At 70.8% G+C, this 18,917-nt stretch carries 15 protein-coding genes; 10 read left to right on the plus strand and 5 right to left on the minus strand.

Annotated features, from left to right (window positions below):
* Positions 1 to 55: 55 nt before the first annotated feature.
* The 4 genes from ACWCRD_RS18475 (at position 56) to ACWCRD_RS18490 (ending at position 3,304) form a co-directional block, all read left to right on the plus strand.
* Positions 56 to 814, plus strand: a complete 759-nt coding sequence (locus ACWCRD_RS18475; RefSeq protein ID WP_450966856.1) for a polysaccharide deacetylase family protein — start codon at positions 56 to 58, stop codon at positions 812 to 814.
* A 318-nt stretch (positions 815 to 1,132) separates the two neighbouring features.
* Complete coding sequence (locus ACWCRD_RS18480; protein ID WP_450966857.1) at positions 1,133 to 1,675, plus strand: SMI1/KNR4 family protein; 543 nt, start codon at positions 1,133 to 1,135, stop codon at positions 1,673 to 1,675.
* A gap of 156 nt (positions 1,676 to 1,831) precedes the next feature.
* The gene (locus ACWCRD_RS18485; RefSeq protein WP_450966858.1) at positions 1,832 to 2,146 is read left to right on the plus strand and encodes a hypothetical protein; all 315 of its coding nucleotides are present in this window, start codon (positions 1,832 to 1,834) and stop codon (positions 2,144 to 2,146) included.
* A 132-nt stretch (positions 2,147 to 2,278) separates the two neighbouring features.
* Complete coding sequence (locus tag ACWCRD_RS18490; RefSeq protein WP_450967023.1) at positions 2,279 to 3,304, plus strand: 6-phosphofructokinase; 1,026 nt, start codon at positions 2,279 to 2,281, stop codon at positions 3,302 to 3,304.
* A 352-nt stretch (positions 3,305 to 3,656) separates the two neighbouring features.
* Here ACWCRD_RS18490 and ACWCRD_RS18495 read toward each other — a convergent pair whose 3' ends face one another.
* A complete protein-coding gene (locus ACWCRD_RS18495) occupies positions 3,657 to 4,562 on the minus strand; it encodes an NAD-dependent protein deacetylase (protein ID WP_450966859.1) in 906 nt (301 codons plus the stop codon).
* Positions 4,563 to 5,360: 798 nt separating this feature from the next.
* Between ACWCRD_RS18495 and ACWCRD_RS18500 the strand changes: the two genes are divergently transcribed.
* The 4 genes from ACWCRD_RS18500 (at position 5,361) to ACWCRD_RS18515 (ending at position 12,225) form a co-directional block, all read left to right on the plus strand.
* Complete coding sequence (locus ACWCRD_RS18500) at positions 5,361 to 6,428, plus strand: S1 family peptidase (RefSeq protein WP_450966860.1); 1,068 nt, start codon at positions 5,361 to 5,363, stop codon at positions 6,426 to 6,428.
* A gap of 222 nt (positions 6,429 to 6,650) precedes the next feature.
* On the plus strand, positions 6,651 to 7,712 hold the full coding sequence (locus tag ACWCRD_RS18505; protein ID WP_450966861.1) for a hypothetical protein: 1,062 nt from the start codon (positions 6,651 to 6,653) through the stop codon (positions 7,710 to 7,712).
* Positions 7,705 to 10,374: a lectin gene (locus tag ACWCRD_RS18510; protein WP_450966862.1), complete on the plus strand. Its 2,670-nt coding sequence runs from the start codon at positions 7,705 to 7,707 to the stop codon at positions 10,372 to 10,374. The genes ACWCRD_RS18505 and ACWCRD_RS18510 overlap by 8 nt, the downstream gene beginning before the upstream one ends.
* 312 nt (positions 10,375 to 10,686) lie before the next feature.
* On the plus strand, positions 10,687 to 12,225 hold the full coding sequence (locus ACWCRD_RS18515) for a flavin-containing monooxygenase (protein ID WP_450966863.1): 1,539 nt from the start codon (positions 10,687 to 10,689) through the stop codon (positions 12,223 to 12,225).
* Between the two features lie 236 nt (positions 12,226 to 12,461).
* On the opposite strand, the gene ACWCRD_RS18520 is transcribed toward ACWCRD_RS18515, so the two are convergent.
* A complete protein-coding gene (locus tag ACWCRD_RS18520; RefSeq protein WP_450966864.1) occupies positions 12,462 to 13,055 on the minus strand; it encodes an Rv1733c family protein in 594 nt (197 codons plus the stop codon).
* 113 nt (positions 13,056 to 13,168) lie between these two features.
* Positions 13,169 to 15,550: a phosphoketolase family protein gene (locus ACWCRD_RS18525; protein ID WP_450966865.1), complete on the minus strand. Its 2,382-nt coding sequence runs from the start codon at positions 15,548 to 15,550 to the stop codon at positions 13,169 to 13,171.
* 49 nt (positions 15,551 to 15,599) lie between these two features.
* Here ACWCRD_RS18525 and ppk2 point away from each other — a divergent pair, with 49 nt between their 5' ends.
* Positions 15,600 to 16,403 (plus strand): polyphosphate kinase 2, encoded by an 804-nt coding sequence (ppk2, locus tag ACWCRD_RS18530; protein WP_450966866.1) that lies wholly within the window; start codon positions 15,600 to 15,602, stop codon positions 16,401 to 16,403.
* A gap of 14 nt (positions 16,404 to 16,417) precedes the next feature.
* Here ppk2 and ACWCRD_RS18535 read toward each other — a convergent pair whose 3' ends face one another.
* A complete protein-coding gene (locus ACWCRD_RS18535; RefSeq protein ID WP_450966867.1) occupies positions 16,418 to 17,290 on the minus strand; it encodes a universal stress protein in 873 nt (290 codons plus the stop codon).
* Between the two features lie 260 nt (positions 17,291 to 17,550).
* Between ACWCRD_RS18535 and ACWCRD_RS18540 the strand changes: the two genes are divergently transcribed.
* The gene (locus ACWCRD_RS18540) at positions 17,551 to 18,015 is read left to right on the plus strand and encodes a cyclic nucleotide-binding domain-containing protein (protein ID WP_450966868.1); all 465 of its coding nucleotides are present in this window, start codon (positions 17,551 to 17,553) and stop codon (positions 18,013 to 18,015) included.
* Between the two features lie 133 nt (positions 18,016 to 18,148).
* Here the strand turns inward: ACWCRD_RS18540 and ACWCRD_RS18545 are convergent, their stop codons facing one another.
* Entirely contained in the window at positions 18,149 to 18,736 is a 588-nt protein-coding gene (locus ACWCRD_RS18545) for an Rv1733c family protein (protein WP_450966869.1), read from the minus strand.
* Between the last annotated feature and the right edge of the window lie 181 nt (positions 18,737 to 18,917).

An 18,917-nucleotide genomic window follows, 5' to 3' on the forward strand; every position in this document is an offset into this window, starting at 1 on the left:
ACTTCAGGAATCCTGAAGCGGCGCAGCATCCGTCACCACGAAGGAGTCGACGTCGATGCACGGTTCTCCCGGCTTCTCGCCCTCCCGGCACACGGCGGCAGCGCTGGCCTCTCTCGCGACCCTCGCCGCCGCGCACATCGCTCCGGCCGCCACCTGGCTGCCTGTGGTCCGCCGCCTCGGCCTCCCCCGCCTGGCAGGCGTCGGCCACCCCGACCACATCGCCCTCACGTTCGACGACGGGCCCGACCCCGCCTCCACCCCCTTCTTCCTCGATGCACTGGACTCCCTCGGGGTCCGGGCGACCTTCTTCGTGCTGGGCGACAGCGTGGTACGGCATCCCGCCGTGGTCCGCGAGACCGTCCGCCGTGGGCACGAACTGGCCGTGCACGGCTGGAGTCACAACCGCCCCTGGTTGCCCGACCCACCAGGCGACGCACGCGCCCTGCGCCGCGCGATCGGCGCCCTGCACGACGTGACGGGCCGACGCCCTCTTTGGTACCGCCCGCCCTACGGCATCCTCACGTCCGGGCGCTGGGCGGCCGCCCACGCGGCAGGCCTGCGGACGGTTTTGTGGACGGCCTGGGGCCGGGACTGGACGACGCAGGCCACCCCCGAGTCGGTGCGCTCGACCGTCATGGCCGATCTCCGCGGCGGCGGTACCGTCCTCCTGCACGACACGGACCGGATGTCGGCTCCCGGCTGCTGGCGTGCCGCACTCGGTGCCCTGCCCGCCATCGTGTCCGGCTGCCGCGACGCCGGCCTGTCGATCGGCCCGCTCGCCGAGCACGGACAGCACTCGCCGCACGGCGGCTGAGCTGAGTGAGGGCAAGGCAGTCTCAGCGGCCGCAGCGTCCGGTGTCGTACGCCGCCAGAGGGTGCCGGCCTCGTGGCCGCTCTTCTGGCCGTATCCCCTGCCGAAGACGTCGACCAGCATGACGAGGGCGCTCGCGAAGGGACACCCAGGCTGATCCAGCCGAGCGCCTCTATCCAAGGGGCGGGCGGCGCTGAGAACGAATGACGACTGACATCTGCTGTGCCTCCGCAGTGCGGGCAAGTCAGGCCGAAGCCCGTTGTCGTACCCCTGTGGTGAGGTGAGGTCAGACAACGGGGGGTACGGGAGGCGGAGGGAACAATGGGTGAGCGTACGGCGTGGCGGCCGTTCCTGGAGCAGTGGAGCACGGAGTGGATCGCCGGGCACGACCCGGAGAAGGACGCTCCGCTCGCGCAGGAGGTCGTGCGAGACGCGTGGCTCAGGTTCGCGCCGGCGAGCGAGGCAGAGGTCGTCGCGGCCGAGGCCCGACTGGGGCGTCGACTGCCGCCTTCGCTGCGGGAGTTCCTGCTGGTCACCAACGGGTGGCGGGACACGGGCAACTTCATCTACCGGCTGGCGGGCACCGCGGAGCTGGACTGGCTGCGGGACACCGACGACCGCACCTGGATCGAGGTCTGGGAAGACCTCACGGAGGACGACGTCGAGGAAGACGAGGACGGTGAGGAGGCGTTCGCCGTTCAGGAGGCGAAGGTCCTCGCCCGCTCCCTGCGCCTGTCCCTCGAGGGTGACGCGGCGGTCATGCTGCTCGACCCGGACGACGTGGACGAGGACGGCGAATGGGCGGCGTACTGGCTCGCCTCCTGGTCCGGCGAGGGACCGGAGCGGTACGGCTCCTTCCACTGAGCATGCAGATGAAGGCGATGCTCGGCGACTGGCGCCACCACATCGCGAACCTGATGTGGTACCGCCCGGGGTACGACGGACCGCTGGCGGTGTTCGCCCAGGCGCACGAGTACGGGCGGGAGCGGGCAGACGTGCGACGACCTCCTGCTCAGTCCGTTGTTCGCCGCGGAACTCCTGCCGCTCCTGGTCCGGCACGACCAGCTGGCGCACCCCCACGACCTGCGGCCCCTGCCACGGCTCAAGGAGTACGCGCCCGAACCTGTGCGGGCACTCGTCGCCGACTACGAGGCCCGCGCGGCCGAGCCGGGTTTCCGTCTCACCTTCGGCGAACCCGAGTTCGACGCGGCGGTGCACGCCGTCGCCGACCGCCTAGTAGTCCGTGATCTGCGTGCCGGCGTCGGATCCGCCGGAGGCGGGCAGGCTGCGGCTGTTCTGGCGCCCGGCGGCGTCATACGGGGTCTTCTCCGGTGATGGCCAGGTTGCCCGGGCCCTGGATGGTGCTGGTGGGCTCGCCTGCAGGTGCGTCGACGGACCGCCGTCGCACATGATGGAAAGGGAGCCGAACGGCGCTTGGAGTTCACGTCCGCGGAGGTGAGCGAAGCCATGAAGGTGGGAGTGCTGACCGGCGGCGGCGACTGTCCCGGTCTCAATGCCGTGATCCGCAGCGTCGTCCGCAAGGGCGTGCAGGAGTACGGTTTCGACTTCGTCGGTCTGCGCGACGGCTGGCTCGGTGCGCTGCGGGGCCGCGTCGTGCCGCTGGGCATCCAGGAGGTGCGGGGGATCCTGCCCCGCGGTGGCACCATTCTCGGCTCCTCCCGCACCAACCCGTTCAAGCACGAGGACGGTGTGAAGCGCATCCGGGACACGCTCGCCGCGCACGAGGTGGACGCGCTCGTCGTGATCGGCGGCGAGGACACCCTCGGCGTCGCCACCGAACTCAGCCGCCAGGGGATCCGCCTGGTGGGCGTGCCGAAGACCATCGACAACGACGTGTCCGGCACCGACTGCACCTTCGGCTTCGACACGGCCGTGGGGATCGCCACGGAAGCGATCGACCGTCTGCACACCACTGCCGAGTCGCACATGCGAACGCTGGTGGTGGAGGTGATGGGCCGCCACTCCGGGTGGATCGCGCTGCGGGCCGGTGTCGCGGGCGGGGCCAACGTGATCCTCGTTCCGGAGCGACCCTTCGACATCGACCAGGTCTGTGCGTGGGTGAAGAGCCGGTTCAAGATCAATTACGCGCCGATCGTCGTGGCGGCCGAGGGGGCGGTCCCCAAAGAGGGACAGATGATACTGAAGGATCGAAAGCTGGACGAGTTCGGCCATGTGCATCTATCGGGCATCGGCGAGTGGCTGGCCCAGGAGATCGAGCAGCGCACGGGCACAGATGCCCGTACCACGGTCCTCGGTCACATCCAGCGCGGCGGCACCCCGAGCGCCTTCGACCGCTGGCTGGCCACGCGCTTCGGGCTACACGCTGTCGACGCTGTCAACGACGGTGACTTCGGCATGATGGTGGCCCTGCGCGGCACCGAGATCATCCGCATTGCCCTCGCCGAGGCCACCGCCCACACCAAGCTGGTGGATCCGTCGCTGTACGACGAGTTCCAGGTGTTCTTCGGCTGAGCTCCCGCCCGGTCAGCCGGCGTCCGGGACGACCGCCCCCGGAGGCGGCTGTGGTGCAGCACGGCGTGGGCGACCGGCCCCAGTGGGCCCTCGGCCGCCCGCGGGTCGGCAAATACCTGTCCCGCCATGGCGGGCCTTGGCGGCTTGCTCTCCCTGCACCTGGAGGGCCGGGTATCGGGCGGCGAGGTCGGCGATGACCCGCTGGAGCATGCGCTCACCCAAGTCATGCGGTCCCGGCCGGAGCGGGGACCGCATCGCCCACAAGCGGCGGAGAGGCATGCACGAGACCCAGGGGGCCGCGTTCAGACCCGTCGATGCCCACAGCTTCCGATCAGTTGTTGTCGGCGCGGGCTCATGCCCCGACCGCCGCCTCGTCGTCGACGGGAACGCCCAGTCGGTCTGCCACCGTCGTGAGGGCCGCTCCGAGCGGTAGGTCGACCCGGGTGACGGCGTACCGGTCTCCCCGGGTCACGTCCCGGTTGATGATGAGCACCGGTTTCCCTGCCTGCGCGGCCTGGCGGACGAACCGCAGTCCGGACATCACCGTCAGCGAGGACCCGAGGACGAGTAGTGAGTCCGCCGCGTGGACCAGGTCGCGGCACTGTTCGACCCGGTGGCTCGACACCGCCTCGCCGAAGAACACCACGTCCGGCTTGAGGATTCCGCCACAGAGCGCGCAGGGCACGACCTGGAAGTCCCCGACCTGGTCGTCGGTGAGGTCGGCGTCACCATCAGGGTTCATACCGGCGGCGACCGGCGAGAAAGCGGGATTGGCCTCCTCCAGTCGTCGGGCGAGCTCCTTGCGCGCGATGAGGACGCCGCACCCGAGGCAGACCACCCGGTCGAGCCCGCCGTGGAGTTCGACGACGCCCTCGCTGCCGGCAGCCTGGTGCAGCCCGTCCACGTTCTGGGTGATCACGCCGGAGAGCAGCCCCTGACGCCCGAGCGCGGCCACCGCCCGGTGCCCCGCGTTCGGCCGTGCCCGGCCGAAGGCCCGCCAGCCGAGGTGACTGCGTGCCCAGTACCGCCGCCGCGCGTGCGCGCTGTCGGTGAAGTCCTGGTAGAGCATCGGGGTGTGCCGGCTCAGGCTGCCGCCCTCCCCCCGGTAGTCGGGGATGCCCGACTCGGTGGAGATGCCCGCGCCGCTGAGCACCAGTACCCGGCCGGCCGCCAGCGCGTCGACGACCGGCTGCAGGTCCGTCGTACTCGGCGGCAGGTCCTCGGTGGGGGTCCAGCTCAGGGTGGGGCGCATGCGCATGACGCCAGGGTACGAAACCCGTCGGCCAATGCCGCGACGCCAAGGCGCGCCAGCCCGTCAGTCGCGGCCTCGGGGCTCCACGGCGACGACGTCTTACCCCGGGTCCGCGAACGGGCGTCCCTCTGGACCGGCGGTGACGGTGCGCGGGCACCGCGGGGGGAACGGGCGACGACGCGGCCCTTCGGACACCGGCAGCGGACTGCCAGGACGCCGGACTCGTCGCTGATCCCCGGCGGTCGGGGCGCCTTCCGCCGGATCCCGTCGCAGGCGGCGCGTACGCGCTGGAGGACGGGCGGCCACTGGCGTACGGCGGTTCTCGGCGCCGTCACTCGCGAGGTTGCCGCCGACGGCGTACCGGCCCCGCGCCGGGGCCTCGAACCGGCATTGCCACATTTTTTCACTTCCGCGAAGCGCAGTTGACCGAAAGGGGCCTGACCTGCGCGCTCAGCGCGTCCGATGCCAGAACAGCCGGTCCGGAAAACGAACGGAACCGCTGCCTACCGGCCAGCCGGGCGGACGTGTCGAGTGACTGGATGACGGGCGGGCCGGCCGTCGCGCGGTGTCGCGTCCCTGGCCAGGGAGGCTGATCCGCCTTGCGCCCCTGGGAGTTGGACCAGCCTCGCTCCTCAACCGCGCGGCCGGAAAGGCGCCTTGTGGGAGTGGGCGGAGCATGGCCATACTCATCGACGCTTCAGCTGGCATGGTCACGCCAGCAAATCAAGCCGGCGCCATGCCCTCCCCAATCCCTCCGGTCCTGCCTGCCCAGCGGGCGGGACGCCCCCCTCAGGAGGCTCACTCGTGACGAACCGTCCGAGACCCACCGCCCGCCCCACCCTCGCGGGCACCGCCGCGGCGGCCCTCGCCGCCGCCGCCGTACTGCTGCCGGGCGCCGGCGCGGCCACCGCCGCACCCGCCGCTCCGGCCCACCAGGCGAGGGCCGCGGCCGCCCTCGCCGCCCGGCTCGGCGACCGTGCCGCCGGTTCCTACTACGACGCCGCCTCCCGGCGGATCGTCGTCGACATCACCGACCGGTCGGCGACCCGGCAGGTCCTGGCCGCCGGGGCCGTCCCCAGAGTCGTGCCCTACTCCACGGCCCAACTGCACTCCGCCGTCGCCACGTTGGCCAAGCAGGCCCGGATCGCCGGCACCGCCTGGTCGATCGACCCCCGGCAGGACAAGGTCGTGGTCACCGCCGACCCCACCGTCACCGGAGCGAAGCGCACCCGGTTGAGCGCGGCACTCAAGACGCTCGGCGGCAAGGCCGTCCTGCGCCACGCGGCCACCCCCTTCAAGCCGCTCGTGGCCGGCGGCGACGCCATCTGGGGCAGCACGGTGCGCTGCTCCCTCGGCTTCAACGTCACCGTGAACGGCGCCCCCTACTTCCTCACCGCCGGACATTGCGGCAACGCCTCCTCCACCTGGTCCGACTCCCAGGGCGGCGGCGAGATCGGCCAGACCGTCGACTCCCAGTTCCCCGGCACCGACTACGCCCTCGTGCAGTACGACGACTCGGGCTCGTCGCCGGCCGGCGAGGTCGACCTGTACGACGGCAGCACCCAGCAGATCACCAGCGCCGCCGACGCCTACGTCGGTGAGTCGGTCCAACGCAGCGGCAGCACCAGCGGCCTGCACAGCGGCTCGGTCACCGGCCTGGACGCCACCGTGAACTACTCGGAGGGCTCCGTCTCCGGCCTGATCGACACGGACGTCTGCGCCGAGCCCGGCGACAGCGGCGGCGCCCTCTTCGACGGCTCCTCCGCGATCGGTCTCACCTCGGGCGGCAGCGGCGACTGCAACTCGGGCGGCGAGACGTTCTTCCAGCCGGTGACGGCGGCGCTCAGCGCGGAGGGGGCGACGATTCCGTAGTCGCCTCAGCCTCCCCGGGTGGCCGCTCACTTCGGTGAGCGGCCACCTCGCGGACGCGGCCGGAACGACCAGCGGTACGGGCCTGTCAACCGCCCAACTCCCTTTTCTCTCCAGGGATTCAGGATCACGACGGCAATTTGTCACCAAGGCGTAGCGGACGTCCATCCCGCACCTCTAGGCTCCGCCCGTCCCCCGAGCACCACGAAAGGGTCTGGCATGCCCATGATTCGCCGAAGAATCCGCCTCGCGCTCCTGACGGCCGTGACCCTGCTGCTCGGTGCGGTGGCGTCGCCCACCGCACACGCCGCCGACGTGGGCGGGCAGACGCTGGCCGGTGTGTCCGGGACCGGCATCCACAACACGTACGACGACAAGTCCACGTACACCTACCTGGCGAACGCGCTGGACACCGGCACCTCGCTGGTCGAACTCGACACCTGGCACAACGTGTTCAACGGCAAGTGGGACGTCAGCCACAGCAACCCGCTGGGCAGCAACAACAACTGCGTCCAGGCGTCCACGGGCGCCGACCTCTACACCGGCGACCGCAACCAGAACCTCGACAGCTGCCTCGACGACATCCGGATCTGGCTCCAGGCCCACCCCACGAGCCACCCGCTCATGGTCAAGATCGAGATGAAGAACGGGTTCTACGACACCCTCGGCATGAACCCGACCGAGTTCGACAGCTACGTCAAGGCGCACCTCGGCAGCGTGCTCTACACCCCCGCCGACCTCCTCGCCAAGAGCGACGGCACGAAGTACGCCGACCTCGACACCGCTGCCCGCGCCGACAACTGGGCCACCTACGGTTCGCTCGCGGGCCGCGCGATCGTGGAGATCATCCCCGGCACCTTCGAGCAGGCCGTCAGCCCCGCCTCCTCGTGGTCGGACGTGGTCTACGCCCAGCACCTCAAGGACCTCGCCGCCGCGGGCAACATCAGCCAGGCGGCGGTCTTCCCGAGCGTCCTCGGCGCCCAGGCCGTCGACCCGCGCACCCGCTACAGCGACACCACGCTGCGCCCCTGGTTCGTGGTGTTCGACGCGGATGCCGGCGCCTGGGTCGGCGACGGCAACACCGAGTGGTACAACACCAACCACTACCTGCAAGTCGTCACCGACGCCTACGACGTCTCCCCCGCCCTCAGCTCCTCCGCACCGTCCCTCGCCGACGCCCAGGCCCGGGTGGCCGAACTCGCCGCCGACGGAGCCTCGTACATCTCCACCGACTGGATCACCGCCCCGGCCGACGGCGTCCTCAGCGACGTACTGGCCCGTGGCTGACACCAGGCGCCCCCGCGCGCTCCTGCGGACCCTGACCACGGGTGCCGCGGCGCTCGCCCTCGCCGTGTCCGGCCAACTGGCCGGCGCGGCAGGGGCAGTGGCCGCCACGGCCGACCCCGTGTCGTCGGTCAACCCCTACATCGGCACCGGCGGCAACAGCGACTTCAGCGCCGGCAACACCTTCCCCGGGGCCGACGTGCCGCACGGCATGCTCCAGTGGTCCCCCGACACCACGTCACGCCCCAAGGGCGGCGGATACAACCACGCCGACTCGGCGATCTCCGGCTTCAGCCTCACCCATGTCTCCGGCGTCGGCTGCGACGCGGCCGGGGACCTGCCGATCCTGCCCGTGGCCGGCTCGATCGGCTCGGACCCCGCCGCCACGACGGAGTCCTTCTCGCACTCCGACGAGCAGGCCTCGCCGGGCAGTTACTCCGTCAGCCTGGGCAACGGCACGAGTGCGGCGCTGACGACCACCACGCACGCCGGCATCGGCCAGTTCACCTTCCCGTCCTCCGCCCAGGCGAACCTGCTCCTCAAGGTGCAGAACACCCAGACGCCGTTCACCTCCTCGACGCTCGCCCTGAGCGGCCAGAACACGGTGACCGGGTCGATCACCAGCACCGGCTTCTGCGAGGACACCACCCCGATCACGCTCTACTACGCGATCACCTTCGACCACCCCTTCACCGCCTCCGGCGCCTTCAGCGGCGGCGAGTACCTGACCTTCGACACCACGAACAGCAGGACGGTCGAGGCCCGCGTCGGCATCTCGTACACCTCGGCCGTCGAGGCCGCGGCCAACCGGGACGCCGAAGTGACGGGGAAGACCTTCGAGGCCGTCAAGTCCGCCGCCGCGTCCGCGTGGAGCACCGCGCTGTCGAAGATCGCCGTCACCGGCGGCACCTCGGACCAGCGGACGGTCTTCTACACCGCGCTCTACCACGCCTCGCTGTTCCCGTCCGTCATCAGCGACACCGACGGCTCGTACCGGGGCTTCGACAACGCTGTCCACACGGTCGGCAGCGGTCACTCGGCGAAGTACGCCGACTTCTCCACCTGGGACACCTACCGCTCCCAAGCCCAACTCACCGCGCTGCTCGACCCTTCGGCCGCCTCCGACATGGCGCAGTCCGTCGTCGACGACTACCAGCAGGGCGGCACCCTCACCAAGTGGGGCATGGAGACCGCCGAGACGCACATCATGGTCGGCGACTCCGCCGTACCGCTGCTCGCCGGCTACTACGCCTTCGGCGCCCGCAACTTCGACACGGCGACCGCCCTGTCCGCGATGGTCAAGGAACAGACGACGAACACCGACGTCACACCCGGTGTGACCTACCTCGACTCCTTCGGCTACCTGCCCACCAACTCGCTCTACGGCTGCTGCCACGAATACGCCACGGTCTCCACCCAACTGGAGTACGACACCGACGACTTCGCGCTGTCGGCGTTCGCGGGCGCACTCGGCGACGGCGCCACGCAGAAGAAGTTCCAGGACCGGGCACAGGACTGGGAGAACATCTACAACCCGTCCTCCGGCTACATTCAGCCCCAGCACTCCAACGGCCGTTGGATGGACGGCTTCAATGCGAAGCTGATCAGCGGCACTTCGTCCAACGACTTCGCCGAGGGCGACGCCTTCACCTACACCCCGATGATCCCCTTCAACCTCGCCAGGCTGGCGTCCCTGGAAGGCGGCAACGCGTCGATGGCGTCGTACCTGGACAGCGTGCTCGGCGGGTTCCAGGGCCTGGGCAGTGTCATCGGCACCCAGTCGAACTTGGGCAACGAGCCGAGCATCGGCCTGCCCTGGGAGTACGACTGGGTCGGCGAGCCGTACAAGGCACAGTCGACGGTACGGGCCGTCCAGGACCAGCTGTGGACGAACGCCGCCGGCGGTCTGCCCGGCAACGACGACCTCGGCGAGATGAGCGCCTGGTACGTGTGGTCGGCCCTGGGTCTCTACCCGGAGATCCCCGGCACCGCCGACCTCGCCATCGGCAGCCCGATGTTCACCTCGGCCGTCGTCACGACGGGCAGCGGACAGACGCTCACGGTCAACGCCCCCGCGGCGGCGGACGGTTCGCCCTATGTCCAGTCGCTCACCCTCGACGGCGGCGCCTGGAACAAGGCGTACGTCCCGGCGTCGTACCTCACCGCCTCCACGGAACTGGACTTCACGGTCTCCTCGTCGGCGAACACCGCCTGGGCCGCGACGAGTCCGCCCCCGTCCTACGACGGCACCCCGGGCACCGGTGTCGCCCAGCCCAGCGGCCCGATCACCGAGACCGTCACCGGCAAGTGCGTGGACGACGCCGGCTCCGGCACCTCGAACGGAACCGCCATCCAGATCTACACCTGCAACGGCACCTCCGCGCAGACCTGGAAGGTCGTCCCCGACGGCACCCTCCAGGTGCTGAACGACTGCATGGACGTGACGAACGGCGCGACCGCTTCCGGCACGAAGGTCCAGCTGCACACCTGCAACGGCACCCAGGCCGAGCAGTGGCAGAAGGACGCGTCGGGCGAGATCGTCAACCCCGTCTCCGGCCTCTGCCTCACCGATTCCAGTAACGGCGCCACCAACAAGACACAGTTGACGATCGCGTCCTGCGCGGGCAGCGCCGGCCAGCGGTGGGCGGTCTCGTCGGCGGCGTGACCTTGCCCCTCCAGGCGAAAGGTCCCTCATGACATCTGTGATGGTCACCTCGTTACGGCGCCGTGTCCTGCCCACCGCGACCGCGGCCGCCCTGTCGGCTACCCCGCTGCGGTACGACAAGGCGCACGGACCAGGTTATGGCCCTTCACGGTGATACTTCGCCGACCAAGTAAGATCACTCTTACGAGGCATCTACCGGCTATGTCGGTAGATGCCCTCGCGAACAACTCTACGATCGGTTGCTCCGAGTAAGCGGTTGGGGGCGGTTCGGCACAGGTACCGGGGCGCTCCCGGAGGCAGGCAGGGGCGCCGGTGACCGATCACAGCATCGACAGCACGGGAAATGAAGCGGAAGTCGTCGTCATCGGGGCCGGCCTCTCCGGCGTGGCCGCTGTGATCGCGCTGAACCGGGCCGGGTTCGACGATGTCGTCGTGCTGGAGAAGTCCAGCCGCCTCGGCGGGACTTGGCGCGACAACACCTATCCCGGATGCGGCTGCGACGTACCGTCGGTGCTGTACGAATACTCCTTCGCACCCCACTCGTGGAGCCGGGGCTTCGCCGACCGATCCGAGATTCTCGACTACCTCGACACCACCGCGGCGACGCACGGTGTGGACAGGGCGATCCGCTACGACGCGGAGGTGCTGAGCGTCCGCTGGCACCCGGATTCTCACCGCTGGAAGCTGCAGACCGCATCGGGCACGTACACCGCACGGGCCGTGATCGTCGCCACCGGCCCTTGGCATCGGCCCCGCCATCCTGACATCCCCGGCCTCGACACCTTCCCCGGCACCACCTTCCACTCCGCCCGTTGGAACCACGACGTCGACCTGACCGGACAGCGTGTCGCAGTGGTGGGCACCGGAGCTTCCACCGTCCAGTTCCTGCCCGAGATCCAGCCGAAGGCGACCCATGTCGACGTCTTCCAGAGCACACCGCAGTGGGTGCTTCCGAAACCTGACTACCCCCTTCCTCCGGGACTCCACCGCCTCTTCGCGCACCACCCGGCAACACGCCTCGCACTACGCGGACTGCACCACTGGACCCAGGAAGCCATCGGCGTACCCCTGCGCCACCCCCACCTGCTGCGGCCCTTGGAGGCCCTCGCCCGCTTCTATCTGCGTGCCTCGGTACGGGACCGCGCACTACGGCGGGCCCTTACTCCCGACTACCGTCTCGGCGGCCGCCGCCTGATCACCTCCGGCACCTACTACGCCGCCCTCACCCGCTCCAACGTGCGGCTGCATCCCACCCGCGTGACCGCTGTGGAGGGCTCCGACGTCGTCGGCGCCGACGGCACCCGCACTCGCGCCGACATCATCGTCCTGGCGACCGGATACCACATCGGCGACGTCCCCCTGGCCCCCCGACTACACGGCACCGACGGCACATTGGCTCAGACGTGGGCCGAGAGCCGTCGTGCCTACCTCGGTACCAGCGTGAGCGGATACCCCAACCTCTTCCTGCTCATCGGCCCGAACCTGCTTACTGGAACCACCGCCGTCCCCACCGTCCTCGAAGCCCAACTCCGCTACATCACCACCGCCCTCAACCACCTGCGCACCAGCGGGGCGTCCGCACTCGATGTCAAGCCCGAGGCCGAAGCAGCCCACCAGCAGGCCCTGCACGAGGCGCTGCGCAACACCGTCTACAACACCGCCGGCGGCACCAGCTACTACTTCGGCCTCCCGGGCATCAACACCTTCTGCTGGCCCTGGTCGACCGCCAGGCTCGTCAAACGCCTGCGCTCCTTTGACCCGGACGTCTACACCTGGACGCTGCCCCTGCCGGCCCAGGTCGGCGCCGAGCGGGATGGTCTGCCCGCCCACTGGTCGAACTGGCCCCAGTAGTTTTGATGGTGACCAGGCCGACCGGCGGGTGCTGGAAGGTCTTGCAGCGAACGCGTCCCCGCTCGGCTACGGCAACTGCGCGCCGGGACGCGGCCGGCAGATGCGGGAAGAGGCGTGTGTGGCTGTTCGCCATGCGGATGTCGTTGCCGAACAGGTGGTCGGGGCACCGCGGTGTGTTGCAGGAATCCTGCTCCCTTCCGGGACGTGTGACCAGCCGGACCGGCACGGGCCGTCGGTCATCCGCTCATCTTCTTCCGCCACTGGGGGCCGACGCGCTCCCACTCGGCCTCCCAGGCGCGGATGCGCCGCCGGTCGAGTCGTTGCCGGGTCAGGCGTCCGCCGCCCAGGGCGACGCCGGCGGCACCCGCCGCGGCCAGTGCACCCGTCAACGCCGACTGCCCGCGCGCATCCCCCTCGCTGGGAGGCCGGGTGGTCAACGCGCCCCGCTCGTCGACCCACACGGTGACCGGGGTGCCCGCGGTGCTGCTCGGGTCCACCCGCGTCAGACCGGTGTGCGTGGTCCCGTCGGCGGCCTTCCAGCGCACCGTTCCCCACACCGTGGTCCCACCGTCCGTCGACACGTTCGCGGTGCTGTCCGCGTTCCGGGTGAGTTCGGCCGGCACGGAGTGCACGGCAGCGCGTCGCGCGGCGAGGCTGTGCTGCATGGCCGCGTCCGCGGCAGAGCCCGCGAGCAGGCCGCCCACCAGGGCGATGATCCAGGTGGCCAGGACGATCCAGGCCTCGACGCAGTCGCTGTGCCGGCGCAGCGGATTGTGCCGCCACCGCCAGAACCGCACCTTCTTCACCGGGGTGGGACGCCTCAGTGCCATGGCCCGACACCCCCTCGTCCGTCGACTCGAAGATCGCTCGTCGCCTTCTTCCAGGCTCGGTCATGGCGGCCCGGAATGCATGGGCCGATCGGCCCCCGTCGAGCAGTCCGGACTCATCCGCTCCAGGTCCACTCCGCGACCTCCGGCAGGTCGGTGCCGTGAGTGCGGATCCAGTCGTGGTGGCGCAGCCGTGCGTCCTCCATGCGCTGGCGTACGGCCGCGGCGCGCACCGCCAGCCCGGGCACGCGGTCGATGACGTCCATGACCAGGCGGTAGCGGTCCAGGTCGTTGCGGACGACCATGTCGAACGGCGTGGTCGTGGTGCCGGACTCCTTGTAGCCGCGCACATGCAGGTTCTGGTGGCCGGTGCGCCGGTAGGCGAGGCGGTGGATCAGCCACGGGTAGCCGTGGTAGGCGAAGATCACCGGCTTGTCCTCGGTGAACAGGCCGTCGTACTCGAAGTCGCTCATGCCGTGCGGGTGCTCCTCGCGCGGCATCAGGCGGGCCATGTCGACGACGTTGACCACGCGGACCGCCAGATCGGGCAGGTGGCGGCGGAGCAGTTGGGCGGCGGCGAGCACCTCCTGGGTGGGGACGTCCCCGGCGCAGGCGAGGACGACGTCCGGTTCCCCTCCGTTCTCGGTGCCCGCCCACTCCCAGATGCCGGCTCCGCGGGCGCAGTGGGCGCGGGCCTGGTCCATGGACAGCCAGTCGAAGCAGGGCTGCTTGCCGGCCACGATCACGTTGACGTAGTCGCGGCTGTGCAGTGCGTGGTCGGCGACGGACAGCAGCGTGTTGGCGTCCGGCGGCAGGTAGACCCGTACGACCTCGGGGCTCTTGTTGAGGACGTGGTCGACGAAGCCCGGGTCCTGGTGGGAGAAGCCGTTGTGGTCCTGGCGCCATACGTGCGAGGTCAGCAGGTAGTTCAGGGAGGCGATCGGGGCGCGCCACGGCAACCGCCTGGAGGTCTTCAGCCACTTGATGTGCTGGTTGACCATCGAGTCGACGATGTGCACGAAGGCCTCGTAGCAGGAGAACAGTCCGTGCCTGCCGGTGAGCAGATACCCCTCCAGCCAGCCCTGGCAGGTGTGCTCGGAAAGGATCTCCATCACGCGGCCGTGCGGGTCGAGGTGCTCGTCCACCGGGAGCTGCTGGGCCTGCCAGGCCTTTCCGCTGGCCTCGAAGACGGCCTGCAGCCGGTTGGATGCGGTCTCGTCGGGGCCCACGACCCGGAAGTCACGGCGGTCCGAGGTGTCCTCCATGACCTGCCGGAGGAGGTCGCCGAGGACCCGGGTCGGCTCGTGGAGGGTCGTGCCCGGCTTGTCGACGGGCACGGCGAACCGATCGAGGGGCGGGACGGGCAGGTCGCGCAGGAGCAGGCCGCCGTTGGCGTGTGGGGTCGCGCCCAGGCGCCGGGCTCCCTGGGGGATGCAGGCGAGGACCTCGGCGACCGGCCGGCCGTCGCCGTCGAACAACTCCTCGGGGCGGTAGGAGCGCAGCCACGCCTCCAGCTGCCGTAGATGCTCCGGGTTTTCGCGCACCGCGGCCAGCGGGACCTGGTGGGCGCGCCAGGTGCCCTCGACCGGCACTCCGTCGACTTCGGCGGGCCCGGTCCAGCCCTTGGGGGTGCGCAGCACGATCATCGGCCAGTGCGATCGCTCACCCGCACCGGCCTCGCGGGCCGACTCCTGCAGCGCGGCGATGCGGTCCAGCGCGTCGTCCATCGCCTGCGCCATCGCACGGTGCACGGTGGCCGGGTCGTCGCCGCTGACGTGGATCGGCGCATGGCCGTAGCCGCGCAGCAGCTCGTCGAGCTCGTGCTCGGGCAGACGCGCGAGCACCGTCGGGTTGGCGATCTTGTAGCCGTTGAGGTGGAGGATCGGCAGTACGGCCCCGTCGTGGACCGGGTCGAGGAACTTGTTGGAGTGCCAGGAGGCGGCCAGCGGTCCCGTCTCCGCCTCGCCGTCGCCGATCACACAGGCGACCAGCAGGTTCGGGTTGTCCAGGGCCGCCCCGTAGGCGTGCGACAGCGAGTAGCCCAGTTCACCGCCCTCGTGGATCGAGCCGGGGGTCTCCGGCGCCACATGGCTGGGCACGCCGCCGGGGAAGGAGAACTGGCGGAACAGGCGCTCCATGCCGGCCCCGTCCCGGCTGACGTCGGGATACGTCTCGCTGTAGCTGCCCTCCAGCCAGGAGTTGGCCAGCACGGACGGTCCCCCGTGGCCCGGGCCCCAGATGCACAGGGCGTCGACGCCGCGGGCCTTGATGACGCGGTTGAGGTGGGTGTGGACGAGATTCAGACCGGGCGAGGTGCCCCAGTGGCCGAGCAGCCGCGGCTTGATGTGCTCCGGATCGAGGGGTTCGCGCAGCAGCGGGTTGGCCATGAGGTAGATCTGTCCGGCGGACAGGTAGTTGGCGGCCCGCCAGTGGGCGACCAGGGTGCGCAGCTCCTCGTCGGAAAGTACGGTGGCGTCCTGATGTTCGACCATGGGCATGAGTGACTCCGGAAGTCATCGACGTGGGTCAGCGGGCGGTGGAGGCGGCATGGCCGACAAGAAGGCGGCGAAGCTGCCGCGCAAGACGTACGAGAAGGAACTGCTGCGCCTGCAGACGGAGTTGGTGAAGCTGCAGGAGTGGGTGCGCGCTGAGGGCGCCCGCCTCGTCATCGTCTTCGAGGGACGGGACGCGGCCGGCAAGGGCGGCACCATCAAGCGGGTCACCGAGCACCTCAACCCCCGTGTCGCCCGGATCGCGGCCCTCCCGAAGCCGACCGAGCGCGAACGCACCCAGTGGTACTTCCAGCGCTACGTCGAGCATCTGCCGGCCGCCGGGGAGATCGTCCTGTTCGACCGGTCCTGGTACAACCGGGCCGGGGTCGAGCATGTGATGGGGTTCTGCACCAAGGAGGAGTACCAGCTCTTCCTGCGGCAGTGCCCGATCTTCGAGCGGATGCTGGTGGAGGCCGGGATCGTGCTGCGCAAGTACTGGTTCTCGGTGAGCGACACCGAGCAGCAGGAGCGTTTCCGGCGCCGGCTGGAGGACCCGCTGCGGCGCTGGAAGCTGTCGCCGATGGACCTGGAGTCGATCACCCGCTGGGAGGCGTACTCCCGGGCCAAGGACGAGATGATGGTGCACACCGACATCACGGAGGCGCCGTGGTTCGTCGTGGAGAGCGACGACAAGCGCCGGGCACGGCTGAACATGATCGCCCATCTGCTGGACTCCCTGCCGTATCACGACGTGCCGCCGCCGGTCCTTGCGCTGCCGGACCGGCCGGAGTCGACAGGCTACGAGCGCTCGCCCCGTGACCTGCAGACGTACGTCCCCGATCACGCAGCGACCCTGTAAGCCCGTCACGGCGCTCACACCCGCTGCGGTACGACGGCGACCGGGCAGGCGGAGTGGTGCAGTACCGCGTGGGCGACGCGGCCGAGTTGCAGCCCGAAGCGTCCCTCGCGCCGCTTGGCCCCCACGACCAGCAGGTCGGCGTCGCGGGAGAGGTTCACCAGGACCCTGCGGGCGGGGCCCTCGACGGTGCGGCAGTGCACGTCGGCGTCCGCCGGGACGTCGTGCAGCGCCTGGTCCAGCGCCGCCTCGGCCTGGTCCTCGTACTGCCGGGCGGGTTCCCCGGCCATGGCCGGATAGCCGGTGGTCTCGTGCAGGGGGCAACGCCAGGCCCGTACGGCCTCCAGACGCGCCCCGCGGCGGCGCGCCTCGTCGACGGCGAAGCGCACGGCCGGAGACCCGGCCCCCTCCTCCCCCACGCCCAGGACCACGCGCCCGTGAGCGCCCGGCACCGCCTGCTTGTCGCGGCCACCGCGCAGCACGATCACCGGGCAGTCGGCGTGCGCGGCCACGGACAGGCTGACGGAACCGAGCAGAAACTCCGCGATGCCACTGCGGCCACGGCTGCCCACCACCACTGCGGCGGCCCGGCGGCCCTCGTCGACCAGGGCGTACTCCGGCTCCTCCGCGAGCACCACCGGTGTCACCTTCACATCCGGACGGCGGGCGTGCACCCGCCGGGCCGCGCTGTCGACGACGTCCTCGGCGAGCACCGCCTCGGACGGCTTCCCCAGGTCCGCGGCGAGGGCGTTGCCCTCGTAGCGCTCCCACAGCGATGCGTACACCAACCGCAGCTCCGCCCCGCGCAGCACCGCCTCGTCGGCCGCCCAGTCGACGGCCCGCAGGCTCAGCTCGGAGCCGTCCACGCCCACGACCAGCGGGAGATCCATCGTCCTCACCCTTCCGTTGCCGAGCCCGCCCGATACGGGCTCTGACCTGGTCCTGCCGGGTACCCACGATCGAACCGACCAACGAGGTGCCGTGCACGACGGCGGCCACCCGACCGGGGTTCCGCTTCCAGCGTCGCTGCCCGGTGGCGGGCGTTGCAGGGGCCGGATGTCCTCGCCCGGGGCCGACCGGCCCCTGGTTCGTGCCGCAACGCGCCCACACGCTGGGAGCGGTAGTCCGTACGCCCCAGTGGAGGTACGCCATGAACGCTCCCGTCACCACGAGCATGCCGCGGGCGCTGCCTGCCGAGCACCGGCAGCGGCTGTTGCGGATCGCCCGGGAGGTGTCGTTCCCCCAGGGCGCCCGGCTCTTCGAGGAGGGCGGTCGTGCCGACAGGTTCTGGATCATCCGCACCGGCACGGTCGATCTCGACATGCGCGTGCCCGGCCGCCGGGCGGCCGTCATCGAGTGCCTCGGGCACAACGAACTGCTCGGCTGGTCCTGGCTGTTCGCCCCGTACAGCTGGCACCTCGGCGCCGAGGCGGCCTCGCCACTGCGGGCGTACGAGTTCGACGCCGCGACCGTGCGCACGATCTGCCAGGAGGACCCCGCGTTCGGACGGACCATCGCCCGCTGGGTCGGCGAGGTCGTGGCCCACCGGCTGCAGGCGGCCCGGGTGCGGCTGCTGGACCTGTACGCGCCGTACGGCAGCGGGACCTCGCGGTGAGCCGAGCGATCGAGGGGAGGGTCTCCCGGCTCCGGCGCCGGCCGGCTCGGTCACGGACGACGAGCTGACGACCTCATCCTCCTCCAGGCGGTCGTCCGGCGGGCATGGTCGCGCCGGCGGTCGGCCGGTCGACTCAGCCTGTCCTGTGCCCCCACTGCCGGTCGACCCGCTCCCATTCGGCGCCCCACCGCTCGGTGGCCCGTCGCTGCACGCGCAGCCGCACCAGCCGACCGCCGCCCAGAACCGTAAGCCCCGTGGCCAGCCCGACTCCGGTGCCGGCCAGCACCACACGGGTCGCCGCCTCGGCGGTACTCACCGGCTGCGAGACCAGCCGGCCGCGCCCGTCCGTCCAGGCCTGCACCTGACTGCCCGGCTTCGCCGTGGGCCTCACGTCCACCGTGCCCGTACGGACCGCTCCCTTCCCGTCGCTCCAGCGCACCGTCGCCAGCACCCGGTCGTAGCGCACACCGGTGACGACGTCCCGCCCGCTGCCGGGCACAGTCCTCACGACGACCGCGGACACCGGCCGACGGCCCGCCCGGTCCTGGTTCACCACGTGCTGCGCCGCCTGCGCCCCGACCATCCCGGCGGCAACGCCCCCGGCCGTCGCGGCCGTCCAGGCGGCCAGCACGATCCACGCCTCCACCACATCGCTGTGCCGCCGCAGCGGATTGCTGCGCCAACGCCACCCCATGACCTGCGTGCGTCTGACCTTCCGCATCGGTCACACCCCCTTACGGGCGCAATGAGGACGGACACACCTAAAAGGTCTCACCACTTCTCCGTCGGCGGGAGGGGCAGTCGGGACTTCGGGCGGCGGGCCGGTCGGCACAGGGTGGCGAGGAGTGGGGCCGGTCGGCCCTGGTGCATCCGGTCTCCGCACGTGATGATCGTCGTGACGA

The sequence above is a fragment of the Streptomyces sp. NPDC002092 genome, assembly GCF_053593775.1.

Bases quoted from the DNA above. Each gene is read 5' to 3' on its own strand.
- ACWCRD_RS18475 (WP_450966856.1), top strand. From the start codon at position 56: ATGCACGGTTCTCCCGGCTTCTCGCCCTCCCGGCACACGGCGGCAGCG.
- ACWCRD_RS18480 (WP_450966857.1), top strand. From the start codon at position 1,133: ATGGGTGAGCGTACGGCGTGGCGGCCGTTCCTGGAGCAGTGGAGCACG.
- ACWCRD_RS18490 (WP_450967023.1), top strand. From the start codon at position 2,279: ATGAAGGTGGGAGTGCTGACCGGCGGCGGCGACTGTCCCGGTCTCAAT.
- ACWCRD_RS18495 (WP_450966859.1), bottom strand. From the start codon at position 4,562: ATGCGCATGCGCCCCACCCTGAGCTGGACCCCCACCGAGGACCTGCCG.
- ACWCRD_RS18505 (WP_450966861.1), top strand. From the start codon at position 6,651: ATGATTCGCCGAAGAATCCGCCTCGCGCTCCTGACGGCCGTGACCCTG.
- ACWCRD_RS18520 (WP_450966864.1), bottom strand. From the start codon at position 13,055: ATGGCACTGAGGCGTCCCACCCCGGTGAAGAAGGTGCGGTTCTGGCGG.
- ACWCRD_RS18525 (WP_450966865.1), bottom strand. From the start codon at position 15,550: ATGCCCATGGTCGAACATCAGGACGCCACCGTACTTTCCGACGAGGAG.
- ppk2 (WP_450966866.1), top strand. From the start codon at position 15,600: ATGGCCGACAAGAAGGCGGCGAAGCTGCCGCGCAAGACGTACGAGAAG.
- ACWCRD_RS18535 (WP_450966867.1), bottom strand. From the start codon at position 17,290: ATGGATCTCCCGCTGGTCGTGGGCGTGGACGGCTCCGAGCTGAGCCTG.
- ACWCRD_RS18540 (WP_450966868.1), top strand. From the start codon at position 17,551: ATGAACGCTCCCGTCACCACGAGCATGCCGCGGGCGCTGCCTGCCGAG.
- ACWCRD_RS18545 (WP_450966869.1), bottom strand. From the start codon at position 18,736: ATGCGGAAGGTCAGACGCACGCAGGTCATGGGGTGGCGTTGGCGCAGC.